Genomic DNA, 15,920 nt, shown 5'->3' with positions numbered 1-15,920 from the left:
GAGATGAACCTGCTCTGTCGGTGCCGCTGCGGGGCCGGCGGCGTCCAGGCGGGCCGCAGTCCACTGTGGACCGCGGCCCACCGGCGTTACGGCCGCGGGGTGTTGCGCAGGTTGGCCCGGGCCAGGTCGGCCATCTTGCCGACGCCGCCGTTGAGCACCGTCTTCGTCGCGCCCAGGGCGAACCCGCGCACCATCTCGCCGGTGATGCGCGGCGGGATCGACAGGGCGTTCGGGTCGGTGACCACCTCGACGACGGCCGGGCCGGGGTGGGCGAACGCCTTCTCCAGCGCGCCGCGCACGTCGGCCGGGTCCTCGACCCGCACCGAGAACACGCCGCAGGCCGCCGCGATCGCCGCGAAGTTCACCGGTGCGTGGTCGGTGCCGAAGTCCGGGAGGCCGTCGACGAGCATCTCCAGCTTCACCATGCCCAGCGTGGCGTTGTTGAACACCACGACCTTCACCGGCACGTCGTAGGTCGGCAGCGTGAGCAGGTCGCCCATCAGCATCGCGAGCCCGCCGTCGCCCGACAGCGACACGACCTGGCGTCCCGGCTGGGACAGCTGCGCGCCGATCGCGTGCGGCAGCGCGTTCGCCATGCTGCCGTGCCGGAACGACCCCAGCACGCGGCGGCGGCCGTTCGGCGTCAGGTAGCGGGCGGCCCAGACGTTGCCCATGCCGGTGTCGACGGTGAACACCGCGTCGTCGGCGGCGACGTCGTCGAGCACTGAAGCGACGTACTCCGGGTGGATCGGGCGCCGGTGCTCGATCTTCGTCGTGTAGGCACCGACGACCTTTTCCAGCTTCCGCACGTGCTCGCGCAGCATCCGGTCGAGGAACGCGCGATCAGTGCGGGGCCGCAGCAGCGGGAGCAGCACGCGCAGCGTCTCCTTGACGTCGCCGTGCACGGCCAGGTCCAGCGGGGTGCGCCGGCCCAGGCGGGAAGCGTCGTGGTCGAGCTGGATCGTGCGCGCCTGCGGAAGGAAGTTGTCGTACGGGAAGTCCGTGCCCAGCAGGACGATCCGGTCGGCCTCGTGCATCGCGTCGTAGCAGGCGCCGTAGCCGAGCAGGCCGCTCATGCCGACGTCGAACGGGTTGTCGTACTGGATCCACTCCTTGCCGCCGAGCGAGTGCCCGACCGGCGCGGCGAGCTTTTCCGCCAGCGCCATGACTTCGTCGTGCGCGCCGCGGACGCCCGCCCCGGCGAACAGCATGACCTTCTCGCCGGAGTTCAGCAGGTCCGCCAGCTCCTGAACGGTCTCCGGAGCCGGCACGGCGGGTGAGGGTGTCACCAGCGGGAGGCGCTCGGTGAGCGGGCCGGTGGCCTTGCGGTCGGCGAGGTCGCCGGGGATGGTCAGCACGGCGACGCCGCCCTTGCCGACGGCGGCCTGCGTGGCGATCCGGAGCAGCCGCGGCAGCTGGGCGGGGTCCGCCACGACCTCGCTGAAGTGGCTGCACTCGGCGAACAGGCGGTCGGGGTGGGTCTCCTGGAAGAACCCGGTGCCGATCTGGTTCGACGGGATGTGCGAGGCGATGGCCAGCACCGGCGCGCCGGAGCGGTGGGCGTCGAACAGGCCGTTGATCAGGTGCAGGTTGCCCGGCCCGCAGCTGCCCGCGCAGACGGCGAGCTTGCCGGTGACCTGCGCTTCCGCCGCGGCGGCGAAGGCGGCGGTCTCCTCGTGGCGGACGTGCACCCAGTCGATGCCGTCGGTGCGGCGGACCGCGTCGACGATCGGGTTGAGGCTGTCGCCGACGATGCCGTAGATGCGCTCGACTCCCGCGTCGCGCAGGGTCCTGACCAGTTGTTCTGCCACGGTTGCCATACCTCCAGGGTGGACCCGCGTGATCGATGCGTCCAATGCCTGATTGGGCGAAATTCCATACACTCGGGGCATGGACGTGCAGACGTTGCGGCTGTTCCGCGAAGTCGCCACCGGCGCCACGGTCACCGAGACCGCCGCGCGCGGGCACCTCACCCAGCCCGCGCTGTCGCGGGCCCTGCGGCGGCTCGAGCACGAGGCCGGAGCCGAGCTCTTCCGCCGGTCCGGGCGCGTCCTGCGGCTGACCCCGGCGGGACACGCGTTCAAGCGGCACGTCGAGCTCGCGCTCGACCAGCTCGACCAGGGCCTGCGCGAGGTCGGCGAGATCGTCGCGCCGGGCACCGGTGTCGTGTCGCTGGCGTTCCTGCACACGTTCGGCACCTGGCTGGTGCCCGCCGTGCTGCGCGGCTTCCTGCGGGAGCACCCCGGCACCCGGTTCGAGCTGCGGCAGCACGGCGAGGCCGGGCTCGAGGCGGAGCTGCTGGCGGGCACCGCGGACCTGGTCATCACCAGCGGCGACCCCGGTCACCCCCAGCTGCACTGGTCCCGGCTGCTCGTCGAGCCGCTGCGGCTGGCCGTCCCGCCGCAGCACCGGCTCGCCGGGCGGCGGCGGGTGCGCCTGGCCGACGTCGCGGACGAGACGTTCATCCTGCTGCGGCCCGGCTACGCCCTGCGCGAAACGACCGAGCGGCTGTGCGGCGAGGCCGGGTTCGCCCCGCGCATCGGGTTCGAGGGCGACGAAGTCGAGACGCTGCGCGGACTCGTCACCGCCGGGCTGGGCGTGTCCGTGCTGCCCCTGCCGCACACGGCGGCGTTTCCCGCACCGCACCTGCGACTGACCGATGTGGACGCTGCGCGTGACATCGGGCTCGCCTGGGCGGCCGGGCGGAACCTGCCGCCGCCCAGCGAAACCTTCCGGCGGCACGTCCTCGCCACCGTGCCCGCCGAGTTCGACCGTCCACATCGGACAATGCCGGAAATGTGAGAATTCCGGTACCGGCACGCACCGTGACCGGCGGTGTGCGACGCTGGGGGTATGGTCGCCGCGCTGAGATCCTTCCTGCTGTCCTGGACCTCCGTCACCCCGGTGCTCGGCGTGCTCGTGCTGGCGCTGTCCTGGGGCCGCGACCTCGGCCCGGTCTTCGTGGCGATCGTCGCCGTCGCGTTGGGGGCGACCGTGCTGGCCGCGGTGCACCACGCGGAGGTCGTCGCCCACCGGGTGGGTGAACCGTTCGGCTCGCTGGTGCTTGCGGTGGCGGTCACCGTCATCGAGGTCGCGCTGATCGTCACGATGATGGTTTCGGGCGGCCCGGACGCGGGCTCGCTGGCGCGGGACACGGTGTTCGCGGCCGTCATGATCACCACCAACGGCATCGTCGGCATCTCGCTGCTCGTCGGCGCCCGCCGCTACGGCTCGACGCTGTTCAACCCCGAAGGCAGCGGGGCCGCGCTGGCGACGGTCGCGACGCTGGCCACGTTGAGCCTGGTGCTGCCGGCGTTCACCTCGAGCACGCCCGGGCCGGCGTTCTCGACGACGCAGCTGACGTTCGCGGCCTTGGCGTCCCTGGTGCTGTACGGGACGTTCGTGCTGACGCAGACGGTCCGCCACCGCGACTTCTTCCTCCCGGTGGCGGCCGACGGCGCGGTCAAGGAGGACGACCACGCCGAGCCGCCGTCCACCCGCGCGGCACTGGGCAGCCTGGCGTTGCTGCTGGTGGCGCTGGTCGCGGTGGTCGGGCTGGCGAAGGTGGAGTCACCGGCGATCGAGGCCGGGGTACGGGCCGCCGGATTCCCGCAGTCGTTCGTGGGTGTGGTGATCGCGCTGCTGGTCCTGCTGCCGGAGACGCTGGCGGCGGTCCGCGCGGCCCAGCGCGACCGGATGCAGATCAGCCTCAACCTCGCCTACGGCTCGGCGATCGCGAGCATCGGCCTGACGATCCCGGCGATCGCCCTGGCCTCGGTGTGGCTGCCGACCCAGCTCCTGCTCGGCCTCGGTCCGACGCAGATCGTCCTGCTGGCCCTGACGGTGGTGGTGAGCGTCCTGACGGTGGTCCCGGGCCGCGCGACCCGCCTCCAGGGCGGCGTCCACCTGGTCCTGCTGGCGGGTTTCCTGGTCTTGGCGATCAACCCCTGACCCCGTGTCGTCCCTTCAATCACGAGTGATGCACCTCCAATCACGAGTGATGTCCGTCCAATCACGCTTGATGTCTCTTGGATCACGGCCGCTACCCGATTCGCGTCACCGACCGGCTCATAGCGGAAGGTCCGGGCCCGTGCGTGGAGAGGCATCACGCGTGATTGGAAAGCCATCACTTGTGATTGAAGGGTCATCACGCGTGATTGGAGGGTCGACACGGCGTCAGGCCGTGGTGACCTCGATGCCGACCACGCACGTGTCGTCGTCGGTGTCCGCGGTGCTGTACGTCAGGAGCGTGTCCAGCTGGTGCTCCAGGCCGCCGTCGTGGCCGTGGACCAGGGTGACCAGGCGGGACACCGAATCCTGGACCGGGCGGTCGCGGCGCTCGATCAGGCCGTCGGTGTAGATCAGGAGGATGTCGCCCTCGGCCAGCTGGAGCTCGTCTTCCTCGTAGGTGACGTCGCGGACCGCGCCGAGCAGCGACCCGCGGATCAGGGGCAGCGTCGTGGCCGTTCCGTCGCCGTGGCGGACGATCGGGGGCAGGTGGCCCGCCCGGGCCCAGCGCAGCTTCCGGTGCGCCGGGTCGTACACCGCCGCCACCGCCGTGGCCGTGACGTGGTCGGTCAGGTGGTAGGCCACCAGGTTCAGCCACGTGAGCAGCTGCGCGGGCCCGGCTCCGGTCGCCGCGAGGCCGCGCAGGGCGTTGCGGAGGCTCACCATGCCCGTCGCCGCGTCGATGCCGTGGCCGGCGACGTCGCCGACGCACAGCAGGACCTCGCCGGTGGGCAGCGCGACCGCGTCGTACCAGTCGCCGCCGACCAGGTGCTCCTTCTCCGCCGGCCGGTAGCGGACCGCCGCGCGCAGGCCCGGCATGTCGATCGGACCTTTGGCCGGCGGCATGATCGCGTGCTGCAGCTGCAGCGCGAGCCGGTTGCGCTCCATGGCCTGCTGCTCGGTCTCGGCCAGCCTGTCCCGCGTCGCGGCCAGCGCCACCTCGGTCCAGTGCTGCGAGGAGACGTCCTGGTAGGCGCCGCGGACCGCGACCAGCTCGCCGCGGGCGTCGACGACCGGTTCGGCGACCACCCGGATGTGCCGGGCGACGCCGTCGGAGCGCTGCAGCCGGAACGCCGTCGACGACGGGCGCTTGTGGTGCAGCACCGCCCGCAGGAACCGGCCGATCGCCTGCGCGTCGTCCGGGTGCGCGTGCCCGGCCAGCTCGTGCAGCGACAGCGGCGCGGCCGTCGACGGCAGGCCGTACAACGAGAACAGCTCGGTGTTCCAGGTGATCGCCCCGTTGACGACGTTCTCCTCGAAGCCGCCGATCCGGCCGAGCCGCTGGGCGTGCTGCAGCAGCACGGCGAGCTTCGCCGCGTCGTCCTGGATGCGCAGGATCAGCAGCACGTTCCCGGCGAACCGCGTCACGCTGACGTCGGTCAGCACCGTCAGCGGCACCTGGTCGACCAGCGTGGTGACCGCCATGCTTTCGGCCTGGAACGGCTCGCCGGTGGCGTAGACGCGCTGGATCTTGTCCAGCAGTCCGCTCTCCTCGGCCGCGAGCGGGTACGACTCCAGCAGCCGGGTGCCGACGATCCGGCTGCGCGGCCGGCCGCCGGGGTCGGTGAAGCGGACGTTGGCGTGGTGGATGCGGAAGTCGCTGAGCCGGTCGCCGCCGTCGATGCACGGCGACAGCAGCACCGCCGGGTCGTGCAGGCCGTCGATGAAGTCGACCAGCTCGCCGAGGAAGTCGCCGGAACCGTCCGCGGCCACCGGCGGGACGACGCCGTCCCACGTGTCGAGGGTGTGCGCACACAGCTCGGCCAGCGCCTCCAGCTGGCGGCGCTGCCGCCCCGGTTCCGCGGGCAGCGGCTCCGGCCAGCACATCTCGACGACGCCGATGATCCGGCCGCCGGTGCCGGTCGGCACCGTCACCCGGCCGCCGCCGGAGAGCGTGTGCTGCCCGATCGACGGCAGCCCGGCGCCGGCGAGCGTGGGCAGCCAGACGGTGTCGCGCTCGATCAGCGCGCTGCGCGCCGGGGTCGCCACGCCGGGCGGGACGTAGCACCAGCGGGTCGCCTCCTCGGCGGAGAACCCGGCCGAGCCGGCCAGCGTGAGCGACCCGTCCGGCCCGGCCAGCCACACCGCGACGGCGGTCGCGCCGAGCGGCCGCAGCGCGTGCTCCAGAATGGACTCCGCGACGCGCTGGGTGTCCCCGGCCGCGAGCACGCCGCTCTCGGCGGTCCGCAGCCGCACCGCGACGGACTCCTCGCCTTCGGCGCGGGCCAGGAACTCCTGCGTCACTTCGCTGATGCGGTCCTCGGCCGCCTCGCCGACGACGTCCGCGGCGAACTCCAGCGGCGTCATCCCGGAGCGCTCGGCGAGGGTCTCCAGCTGCTTGGCCGCGTCCGACGGCGTGCACTGCAGGCGTTCCATCAGCACGCCCTTGGCCAGCTCGATCAGCCCGCGGCCGTCGGCGACGGCGTGGGCGTGCTCGACCTCGCCGCGCAGGCGGGCGACGGTGTCGGCGAGCCGAGCGAGGTTGGCCGACACCTCGGCCGGCGAGGGCAGTACGGGCACGGTCTGGTCTTCGGCGGGCAACCGGTCGTCGTCGATCACGCGGTCACGTGCCGCTTGATGCGGGTGATCAGGTCGTCGGCGTCCACCGGTTTCGTCACGTAGTCGGTCGCTCCCGAGGCCAGGCTCTTCTCCCGGTCGCCCGGCATCGCCTTCGCCGTCACCGCGACGATCGGGATCCCGGCGTGCTCCGGCATCGCGCGGATCTTCGCGGTCGCGGTGTAGCCGTCCATCTCCGGCATCATCACGTCCATCAGGATCAGGTCGATGCCGGGGTGCGACGCGACCGTCTCGACGCCCTTGCGGCCGTCCTCGGCGTGGAGCACGTGCATCCCGTGCAGCTCGAGGATCCCGGTCAGCGCGTAGACGTTGCGCGGGTCGTCGTCGACGATCAGGACCGTCCGCCCGGCCAGGGTCGTGTCGACGTCGGCCGCCCGCACCGGCGCCGCCGGCTCGTCCGGGCGGACCAGCGGCAGCACCGCGCCGGGTTCCTCCGCCGACAGGTGCAGCGCGATCCGCTCGCGCAGCTCGTCGAGCCCGGACAGCACCTCGAGGGACTGCACGTCGGCGCGGGACTGCACGAGCTGCTCGAGCTCGCCGTCGAGCCGACGGCTGTTGTGCGCGAGCACCGGGACCAGCCGCAGCGCGCTGTCGCCCTGCATCGCGTCGAGGAAGGTGAACGCGGTCCGGTCCGGCAGGTCCAGGTCGAGCACCACGCAGTGGTAGGCGTCGGTGGCCAGCGCCGCGGCCGCCTCCTGCGTGCCGACGGCGGTGACGACTTCGACGTCGGCGGGCGAGAGGCCGATGTCCCGGCTGTCGGCCAGGTCCGCCGCCGCGCTCTCGGCGACGAGCGTCAGCAGCCCGTGCTGGCGTTCCTCGACGACCAGCAGCCGCCGGTGCGCCCGCGGCCCCGACACGGCGAGGGCGGCACCGGGCTCGGTGGTCACGACGACGGTCCCGGGGTGCTCGCCCGCGGGCAGCGGCGCGAAGTCCGGGCGCGCGACCGGCAGCGTGAAGGTGAACGTGCTGCCCTCGCCCAGGGTGCTTTCGGCGGTGATCACGCCGCCGAGCAGCTGCGCGATTTCGCGGCTGATCGACAGGCCGAGGCCGGTGCCGCCGTACTTGCGGCTGGTCGTGCCGTCGGCCTGCTGGAACGCGCCGAAGATCGATTCCAGCTGGTGCTCGGCGATCCCGATGCCGGTGTCGGTGACGCGGAAGGCGACCGCGGGCCCGTGCACCCGCAGCGGCCGCGGCAGCGTGTCCGGGTCGACTGCCTCGATGTGCAGCTCGATCCCGCCGACCTCGGTGAACTTGACCGCGTTGGACAGCAGGTTGCGCAGCACCTGCCGCAGCCGGGAGTCGTCGGTGAGCAGCTCGGCGGGCGAGCCGGGGGCGACGGTGATCCGGAAGTCCAGGTTGCGCTGGGAGGTCATCGGCCGGAACGTCGCCTCGACGTAGTCGATGAGCTGGCGCAGCGACACCTGCTCCGGGGTGACGTCCATCTTCCCGGCCTCGACCTTCGACAGGTCGAGGATGTCGTTGATCAGCTGCAGCAGGTCCGACCCGGCGGAGTGGATGATGCCCGCGTACTCGACCTGCTTCGCGGTGAGGTTGCGCGTGGGGTTCTGCGCGAGCAGCTGGGCCAGGATCAGCAGGCTGTTGAGCGGGGTGCGCAGCTCGTGGCTCATGTTGGCCAGGAACTCCGACTTGTACTTCGACGCCAGCGTCAGCTGCTGGGCGCGGGCCTCCAGCTCCTGGCGGGCCTGCTCGATCTCCAGGTTCTTCGTCTCGATGTCGCGGTTCTGCGTGACCAGCAGGGCCGCCTTCTCCTCCAGTTCGGCGTTGGAGGACTGGAGTTCCTCCTGCCGGGCCTGCAGTTCCTCCGAGCGGGCCTGCAGTTCCGCGGTCAGCCGCTGCGACTCGCCGAGCAGCTCGTCGGTGCGGGCGTTGGCGACGATGCTGTTGACGTTGACGCCGATCTGTTCCATCAGCAGCTCGAGGAACGCCCGGTGCACCGTCGTGAAACCGTGCACCGACGCCAGCTCGAGCACGCCGAGCACCTGGTCCTCCACCACGATCGGCAGCACGATGAGGCTGGCCGGCGTGGTGCTGCCGAGGCCGGAGGAGATGGTGGCGTAGCCGGGCGGGACGTCGTCGACCGCGATCGCCTTGCGGCTGCGGGCGGCCTGCCCGACCAGCGACTGGCCCACGCGGAACCGGGCCACCGGACCGTCCCCGTCGTCCGGGTGGCCGTACGCGCCGACCAGCCGCAGCTCGGGAACCTCGGCGGTGTCGTCGGCCAGGTAGAACGCGCCGTACTGGGCGTTGACCAGCGGGACGAGCTCGTCCATCACCGCGGCCGCGACGACCGCGAGGTCGCGGCGGCCCTGCATCAGCCCGGTGATGGTGGCCAGGTTGGACTTCAGCCAGTCCTGCTCCTGGTTCGCCCGCGTGGTCTCGCGCAGGGACTCCACCATCGAGTTGATGTTGTCCTTCAGCTCGGCGACCTCGCCGGAGGCGTCGACGGTGATCGAGCGGGTCAGGTCGCCCTCGGCGACCGCGCTGGTGACCTCGGCGATCGCGCGGACCTGCCGGGTGAGGTTTCCGGCCAGCTCGTTGACGTTCTCGGTCAGCCGTTTCCAGGTGCCCGAGACGCCCTCGACCTCGGCCTGGCCGCCGAGGCGGCCTTCGCTGCCGACCTCGCGCGCCACGCGCGTGACTTCCGCGGCGAACGCCGAGAGCTGGTCGACCATCGTGTTGATCGTGGTCTTGAGCTCGAGGATCTCGCCGCGGGCGTCGACGTCGATCTTGCGGGTCAGGTCGCCCTGCGCGACGGCGGTGGTCACCTGGGCGATGTTGCGGACCTGCCCGGTGAGGTTGTTCGCCATCGAGTTGACGTTGTCGGTGAGGTCCTTCCACGTGCCGGCGACGTTCGGCACCCGGGCCTGCCCGCCGAGCATGCCTTCGGTGCCGACCTCGCGGGCCACGCGGGTGACCTCGTCCGCGAACGCGGACAACGTGTCGACCATCGTGTTGATGACGTCGGCCAGGGCCGCGACCTCGCCCTTGGCCTCGACGGTGATCTTGCCCGACAGGTCGCCGCGCGCGACCGCGGTGGCGACCTGCGCGATCGAACGCACCTGGCCGGTCAGGTTGGACGCCATGACGTTGACGTTGTCGGTGAGGTTCTTCCACGTCCCGGACACGCCGCGGACGGTGGCCTGACCGCCGAGGTTGCCCTCGGTGCCGACCTCGCGGGCGACGCGGGTGACTTCGTCCGCGAACGCGGACAGCTGGTCGACCATCGTGTTGATGGTGTCCTTGAGCTCGAGGATCTCGCCGCGGGCGTCGACGCGGATCTTCTGGGACAGGTCGCCGCGGGCGACGGCGGTGGTGACCTGGGCGATCGAGCGGACCTGCGCGGTGAGGTTGTCGGCCATGACGTTGACCGACTCGGTGAGGTCCTTCCAGGTGCCGGAGACGCCCTTGACGTCCGCCTGGCCGCCGAGGCGCCCTTCCGTACCGACTTCGCGGGCCACGCGGGTGACTTCGTCCGCGAACGCGGACAGCTGGTCCACCATCGTGTTCAGCGTGTCCTTGAGCTCGAGGACCTCGCCGCGGGCGGTGACGTTGATCTTCTGCGACAGGTCGCCGCTGGCCACGGCGGTCGCCACCTGGGCGATGTTGCGGACCTGGTCGGTCAGGTTGCCGGCCATGAAGTTCACCGAGTCGGTGAGGTCACGCCAGGTGCCGGAAACGCCCTTGACGTCCGCTTGGCCGCCGAGCCGGCCTTCGGTGCCGACTTCTCGCGCGACGCGGGTGACTTCGTCCGCGAACGACGACAGCTGGTCCACCATCGTGTTGATGGTGTTCTTCAGTTCGAGGATTTCACCGCGGGCGTCGACGGTGATCTTCTGGGACAGGTCACCCTTCGCGACCGCCGTCGTCACCTGGGCGATGTTGCGGACCTGGTCGGTCAGGTTGCCGGCCATGAAGTTCACCGAGTCGGTGAGGTCACGCCACACCCCGCCGACGCCGGGCACCTGGGCCTGCCCGCCCAGTCGGCCTTCACTGCCGACCTCGCGGGCGACGCGGGTGACTTCGTCGGCGAACGACGACAGCTGGTCCACCATCGTGTTGACGGTGTCCTTCAGCTCCAGGATCTCGCCGCGGGCGTCGACGTCGATCTTCTGCGACAGGTCGCCCTTGGCCACCGCGGTGGCCACCTGGGCGATGTCGCGGACCTGGGTGGTCAGGTTGCCGGCCATGGCGTTCACCGAGTCGGTGAGGTCTTTCCAGGTGCCGGACACGCCGGGGACCTTCGCCTGGCCGCCGAGCTGGCCCTCGCTGCCGACCTCGCGGGCGACGCGGGTGACCTCGGAGGTGAACAGCGAGAGCTGGTCGGCCATGCCGTTGAACACCGTGGCGATTTCGCCGAGCAGGCCGTCGGCCCCGCCGGGCAGCCGGATGCCGAAGTCGCCGTCGCGGACCGCGGTCAGGCCGGCCAGCAGCCGGCGCAGCTCCTGTTCCCCCGCCTCTCCCACGCCCGAAGCGTCCGCCCCCGCACCCGGGCGCGTCCCTTCGACCATTGCCCCGCTCATCCGCCACCCGTTTCTTCGGTTGTCCGCTGCAGGCACAGCGGATGGCTCAGCATAGAGCAGCTGCACTATGCTGAGCGGCAACGGTTGAGCAACCAGCCGCGCCGACGTCCCTCGCGCGCTCCTCAGGCGGTGCTCGAAAGCCTTCCCTTCTGTCCCAGGCCAATCCGGTCACGTTGCCCTGTTGGGCTGAACGGCGTACCGGGTTCCGGTGATGTGCGCACGGCCGCCGTCGCCGGGCTTTGCCGCGCGCTAACCGCGTCCGGTGTGGACACTCCACTGTGGAGCGCGGCGGGCCGGGCAGCGGCCGGCGGGCTCAGAGCCAGTCCTTCTTCTTGAACACCGCGTACAGGCCGAGCGAGAGCACGAGCACCACGATCGTCGACGTCCAGAAGCCGCCCGGGGTGCCGTTGCCCGGGTACGGCACGTTCTGGCCGTAGAAGCCCGTCACGGCGGTGGGCACCGCGATCACCGCGGCCCAGCCGGTGACCTTCTTCATGATCAGGTTGAGCCGGTTGCCCTGCAGGTTCAGCTGCGTCTCGCGGACCGTCGCGATCAGCTCCCGCAGCGCCTCGGTCTGCTCGGCCGCCTGGCGGGCGTGGTCGTGGACGTCCTCGAAGTACGGGCGGGTCAGCTCGTCGGCCAGCTTCAGGTCCGGCCGCATCAGGGAGCTGATCACCTCCCGCATCGGCAGCACCACGCGCCGCAGCGCGGTGAGGCTCTTGCGCAGCCGGAACGAGCGGCGCTGCAGTTCGGAGGAGTCCGGGCGGTCGGCGAAGACCAGGTCCTCCAGGGCCTCGACCTCGTCGTCGAGCGCCTGCACGGCCTCGTACTGCCCGTCGACGACGTGGTCGAGCAGGCCGTGCAGCAGGAACGGCACGCCGGACTTCGCGAGCTCCTCGGCCTGGTCCCAGCGGCGCAGGACCGGCTCGATGTCGAAGCCGTCGTCCTTGCGCACGGTCACCAGCGCCCGCGGGGTGACGAAGGCCCCGAGTTCGGCGGTGGTGACTTCGCCGGTCCGCGTGTCGAACCGCACCGCGTAGGCCGACAGGAAGGCGTGGCCGTCGTAGCGGTCGAGCTTGGGCCGCTGGTGTTCGGCCACGGCGTCCTCGACGGCGAGCCGGTGCAGGCCCAGTTCGCCGGCCAGCTCGGCCAGGTCCGCCGCGGTCGGGGCGCAGAGGTCGACCCAGACCGCGGTCCCCGGCTCGGCCAGGAACTCGGACACGTCCTCGACGGGGAAGTCTTCCTTCTGCAGCTCGCCGTCGCGGTACACCCGGGTTCTGGTCATGCCGGCGGAATGCCCCCGCGGCCCGCGCTTCACACGCTCGGTGGGCATTGTCGCCGAAGATCGTATCGCTTATCGTATACGACGCCGTGCCCTCCCACCGCTGCGAGGTGACCCCGTGCCCGCTCCGACGACCCTCATCGCCCGCGACTTCACCGAATTCCGCGCCGCCGTGTCGCAGTCCTTCGTGCCCCTGCACGTGACCGCGGGCGGTGACGGCTTCCGCGGCCGGATCCGCTCGTCGTCGGCCGACGACGTGCAGGTTTCCGAGATCACCGCCTCACCCCACGTCGTCGAGCGGACGCCGGAGCTCATCGCGCGCGGCGAGCGCCGCTACTACAAGCTGAGCCTGATCCTGGCCGGCACCGGGCTGCTGGTGCAGGACGACCGCCAGGCCGTGCTGCGGCCCGGCGACGTCGCCCTCTACGACACGCACCGGCCGTACTCGCTGGTGTTCGAAGAGGACTTCCGGACCCTCGTCGTGATGTTCCCGCAGCGGCTGATCGACCTGCCCGCCGAACTCGTGGGGCGGCTGACGGCGGTGCGGATGTCGGGCAAGGAGGGCGTCGGCAACGTCGTCGTGCCGTTCCTCGCCCAGCTCGGCGGCAACCTGGAGCAACTGGCCGGCCCGGCGGGCGCGCGGCTGGCGCACAGCGCGGTCGACCTGCTGTCCACCCTGGTCGCCACCGAGCTGGACCTCGCGCGCGCGAACGCCGACCCGCACCACGAGCTGATGCGCCGGATCCGCGCCCACATCGACGCGAACCTGCAGTCGGCCGACCTCAACCCGGCACGGATCGCCGCCGAGCACTTCATCTCCACCCGGCACCTGCACGGGCTGTTCCGGGAGCAGGGCACCACGGTCTCCGGCTGGATCCGCACCCGGCGGCTGGAGCACTGCCGCCGCGACCTGCTCGACCCGGTGCACGCCGGCCGCCCGGTGGCGGCCATCGCCGCGCGGTGGGGGTTCGTCGACGCCGCGCACTTCAGCCGCGTGTTCAAGAGCGCGTTCGGGCGGGCACCGAGCGAGGTGCGCCGGGAGTTGACCGTCAGCGTCCGGTAGTTGCCCGCCAGCGCGTGACCGCTCGCCCGGGGGCGGGGCCCACCCGACGATGAGGCCATGCCCGAAGCCCCCACCGACGACGGCTGGCGCACCTACGACGAGTTCGCCGCCGGCATCGCCACCTACCGCCTGCCGAACGCCGACCTCACCGGCCGGACCGTCACGATCACCCTCGACGACGGCGAAACCCTGGCCCTGACGTTCGAGGACGCCGGGCACGTCGTGTGCAACGGCGTCGAAGACCCCTACGACGCGGTCGCGGTGCGCGAGGACGTCTTCTTCGTGAACCTGCCGCTGACCAGCGTCGAGGGCGAAGCGCTGACCGTCGTGTACTCGACGGCCACCCACCGCGCGCTCGCCGTCCGTTCGGTGATCGGCGCCGAGGACGTCGAGGGCGTCCCCCGCGTCTCGCAGGAGTTCCGCGCGGGCGTCACCGGCGGCGGGGAGCCGTCGGGGGCGGCGCCGGGGCCCTCGCGCGACCTGATCGGCAAGCGGAACCTCTACCGCTACAGCCCCGACCACCTCTACGAGCACGTCTACGTCTCCTCGCAGCGGTACGCCTGGCAGTGCCTGGAAGGCGTGCAGCGCGGGCACGGCGACATGGACCTGTCGACGGTGTGGAAGTTCGCCGACGGGCTCTACCTGTTCTGCTTCCGCGAGTTCCGGATCGCCGTGGCCAGCGTCTGGCTGCACGACCTCGGCTACGCCCTGCGCACCACCGGCGTGTTCCTCGGCCTGACCGGCGACGGGCGGTCCGAGCACTCCCGCGCCGGCGGGCACATCTACCCCCTGGGCGCGGTGGCCTACCCCGACGCCCAGCCCGTCTGAAGGAGCCCGACGTGTCCAACGTGCACCCCGTGTCCCCCGTGTCCCCCGTGTCCCCCGTGTCCAATGTGGACGTCATCCGTGCGCACTACGCCGCCAGCGACCGGGGCGACCTGCCCGGCATGCTCGCCCCGCTCGGCCCGGAGACGACGTGGACCGAGGCCGCCGGGTTCCCCTACGCCGGCACCTACACCGGCCCGGACGAGGTGCGCGAGCACGTGTTCGAGGCGATCGGGCGGGACTGGGCCGGCTACCGCTTCACCCTCGGCGACCTGCTGGACGCCGGGGACACCGTGATCGGCGTCGGCACCTACACCGGCACGCACCGCCGGACCGGCGGGTCGTTCACCGCCCGCGTCGCGCACCTGTGGCGCTTCGGCGGCGGCGAGGTCACCTCCTTCGAGCAGATCGTCGACTCCGCGCCCGTCGTGGCCGCAACCCGGGAGCAGCAATGAGAAAAGTCCTGCCCACGCTGGCGATCGCCGCCCTGCTGGCCACCGCGGGCTGTGCCGGGTCCGACGCCGGCGCGAACGGCCCGATCGTCGTCGGCTCGGTGAACGCGCTGTCCGGCGCCGCGACCTTCCCGGAGGCGTCGCAGGCGGCGAAGGCGGTGCTCGACGCGGCCAACGCGGCCGGGGGCGTCAACGGCCGCAAGATCGAGTACAAGGCGATCGACGACAAGGGCGACCCGGCCGCGGCCGCCGCGGCCGCGCGCGAGGTCGTCGGCGGTGACCGGGCCGTCGCGCTCGTCGGGTCGTCGAGCCTCATCGAATGCGAGATCAACGAGAAGTACTACGAGCAGCAGAAGATCCTGTCGATGCCGGGCATCGGGGTCGACCCGGCGTGCTTCGCCGGCCCGAACATCGCACCGGTCAACGTCGGCCCGTTCCACGACATGACGCTCACCCTGCTCTACGGCTCCGAAGTGCTGAAGCAGGACGACATCTGCGCGCTGCTGGAAATCGCCGGCAACACGCTCCCGGCCTACCAGGCCGCCATCGGCGAGTGGACGAAGATCACCGGCAAGAAGCTGAAGTACGTCGACTCGACCGTCCCCTACGGCGGCTCGGACTACACGCCCTACATCGTCAAGGCGCGCGCGGCGGGCTGCAGGGCGATCACCGTCAACCCGGTGGAACCGGACTCGATCGGCCAGCTCAAGGCCGCGCAGGCCCAGGGCTGGACCGACGTCACCTGGCTGCTGCTGACCAGCGTCTACAGCGAGAACTACGCCAAGGCGATCGCCAACGCGGGCGCCGGGGTGTACGTGCCGGCGGAGTTCTACCCGTTCACCGACGCCGCCGCCCCGGCCAACAAGGAGTGGCGGGACCTGATGACCCAGCACCGGATCCCGCTGACGTCGTTCAGCCAGGGTGGCTACCTCGCGGCGAAGTACTTCCTCGCCGTGCTCCGCGGAATGAAGGGCGACATCACGCGCGAAACCGTGTCGAAAGCGCTGCGCGAAATGAAGCCGATCACCGACCCGATGGTCGGGACGCCGTACGTGTTCGGCCCGGGGCAGTCCCACCACGACAACACCGCGGGCTGGCCCGTCAAGCTCGCCACCGGCGCCGGCAAGTGGGAACCGGTGGCGCAGGACTGGCTCCGGATCCCGCGGTCCTAG

At 71.6% G+C, this 15,920-nt stretch carries 10 protein-coding genes; 6 read left to right on the top strand and 4 right to left on the bottom strand.

What is annotated here, in order from left to right; translation table 11 throughout:
- Positions 1 to 86: 86 nt before the first annotated feature.
- Positions 87 to 1,820 carry a pyruvate dehydrogenase gene (locus tag ACLJOU_RS10400; protein WP_410565714.1) on the bottom strand — a complete coding sequence of 578 codons (1,734 nt, stop codon included), beginning with the start codon at positions 1,818 to 1,820 and terminating at the stop codon, positions 87 to 89.
- A gap of 70 nt (positions 1,821 to 1,890) precedes the next feature.
- Here ACLJOU_RS10400 and ACLJOU_RS10395 point away from each other — a divergent pair, with 70 nt between their 5' ends.
- On the top strand, positions 1,891 to 2,802 hold the full coding sequence (locus ACLJOU_RS10395; RefSeq protein WP_410565711.1) for a LysR family transcriptional regulator: 912 nt from the start codon (positions 1,891 to 1,893) through the stop codon (positions 2,800 to 2,802).
- 51 nt (positions 2,803 to 2,853) lie between these two features.
- Positions 2,854 to 3,951: a calcium:proton antiporter gene (locus tag ACLJOU_RS10390; RefSeq protein WP_410565708.1), complete on the top strand. Its 1,098-nt coding sequence runs from the start codon at positions 2,854 to 2,856 to the stop codon at positions 3,949 to 3,951.
- Positions 3,952 to 4,176: 225 nt separating this feature from the next.
- Here the strand turns inward: ACLJOU_RS10390 and ACLJOU_RS10385 are convergent, their stop codons facing one another.
- The 3 genes from ACLJOU_RS10385 to ACLJOU_RS10375 all read right to left on the bottom strand — a co-directional run bounded on the left by ACLJOU_RS10385 (position 4,177) and on the right by ACLJOU_RS10375 (position 12,411).
- Positions 4,177 to 6,567 carry a SpoIIE family protein phosphatase gene (locus tag ACLJOU_RS10385; protein WP_410565706.1) on the bottom strand — a complete coding sequence of 797 codons (2,391 nt, stop codon included), beginning with the start codon at positions 6,565 to 6,567 and terminating at the stop codon, positions 4,177 to 4,179.
- A complete protein-coding gene (locus ACLJOU_RS10380) occupies positions 6,564 to 11,114 on the bottom strand; it encodes a HAMP domain-containing protein (RefSeq protein WP_410566686.1) in 4,551 nt (1,516 codons plus the stop codon). Before ACLJOU_RS10380 ends, ACLJOU_RS10385 begins: the two co-directional genes overlap by 4 nt.
- A gap of 325 nt (positions 11,115 to 11,439) precedes the next feature.
- Positions 11,440 to 12,411 carry a magnesium transporter CorA family protein gene (locus tag ACLJOU_RS10375; protein ID WP_410565703.1) on the bottom strand — a complete coding sequence of 324 codons (972 nt, stop codon included), beginning with the start codon at positions 12,409 to 12,411 and terminating at the stop codon, positions 11,440 to 11,442.
- A gap of 115 nt (positions 12,412 to 12,526) precedes the next feature.
- Here ACLJOU_RS10375 and ACLJOU_RS10370 point away from each other — a divergent pair, with 115 nt between their 5' ends.
- Genes ACLJOU_RS10370 through ACLJOU_RS10355 form a run of 4 tightly spaced genes read left to right on the top strand, consistent with a single transcriptional unit; the run spans position 12,527 to position 15,920 of the window.
- A complete protein-coding gene (locus ACLJOU_RS10370; protein ID WP_410565700.1) occupies positions 12,527 to 13,471 on the top strand; it encodes a helix-turn-helix domain-containing protein in 945 nt (314 codons plus the stop codon).
- 57 nt (positions 13,472 to 13,528) lie between these two features.
- Positions 13,529 to 14,299, top strand: coding sequence for a MoaF C-terminal domain-containing protein (locus ACLJOU_RS10365; RefSeq protein ID WP_410565697.1), 771 nt, complete (start codon positions 13,529 to 13,531; stop codon positions 14,297 to 14,299).
- A 56-nt stretch (positions 14,300 to 14,355) separates the two neighbouring features.
- Positions 14,356 to 14,751 (top strand): nuclear transport factor 2 family protein, encoded by a 396-nt coding sequence (locus ACLJOU_RS10360; RefSeq protein WP_410566684.1) that lies wholly within the window; start codon positions 14,356 to 14,358, stop codon positions 14,749 to 14,751.
- On the top strand, positions 14,748 to 15,920 hold the full coding sequence (locus ACLJOU_RS10355; protein ID WP_410565694.1) for an ABC transporter substrate-binding protein: 1,173 nt from the start codon (positions 14,748 to 14,750) through the stop codon (positions 15,918 to 15,920). Before ACLJOU_RS10360 ends, ACLJOU_RS10355 begins: the two co-directional genes overlap by 4 nt.

The organism is Amycolatopsis sp. cmx-4-61, assembly GCF_046548775.1.
In the GTDB taxonomy this organism is placed as follows: Bacteria; Actinomycetota; Actinomycetes; order Mycobacteriales; family Pseudonocardiaceae; genus Amycolatopsis.
Note: the sequence above shows the minus strand (reverse complement) of the source record. Positions and strands in the feature narration are given on the sequence as shown.

Coding starts and splice junctions, on each gene's coding strand:
- ACLJOU_RS10400 (WP_410565714.1), bottom strand. CDS start 1,820: ATGGCAACCGTGGCAGAACAACTGGTCAGGACCCTGCGCGACGCGGGA.
- ACLJOU_RS10395 (WP_410565711.1), top strand. CDS start 1,891: ATGGACGTGCAGACGTTGCGGCTGTTCCGCGAAGTCGCCACCGGCGCC.
- ACLJOU_RS10390 (WP_410565708.1), top strand. CDS start 2,854: ATGGTCGCCGCGCTGAGATCCTTCCTGCTGTCCTGGACCTCCGTCACC.
- ACLJOU_RS10380 (WP_410566686.1), bottom strand. CDS start 11,114: ATGGTCGAAGGGACGCGCCCGGGTGCGGGGGCGGACGCTTCGGGCGTG.
- ACLJOU_RS10375 (WP_410565703.1), bottom strand. CDS start 12,411: ATGACCAGAACCCGGGTGTACCGCGACGGCGAGCTGCAGAAGGAAGAC.
- ACLJOU_RS10365 (WP_410565697.1), top strand. CDS start 13,529: ATGCCCGAAGCCCCCACCGACGACGGCTGGCGCACCTACGACGAGTTC.
- ACLJOU_RS10355 (WP_410565694.1), top strand. CDS start 14,748: ATGAGAAAAGTCCTGCCCACGCTGGCGATCGCCGCCCTGCTGGCCACC.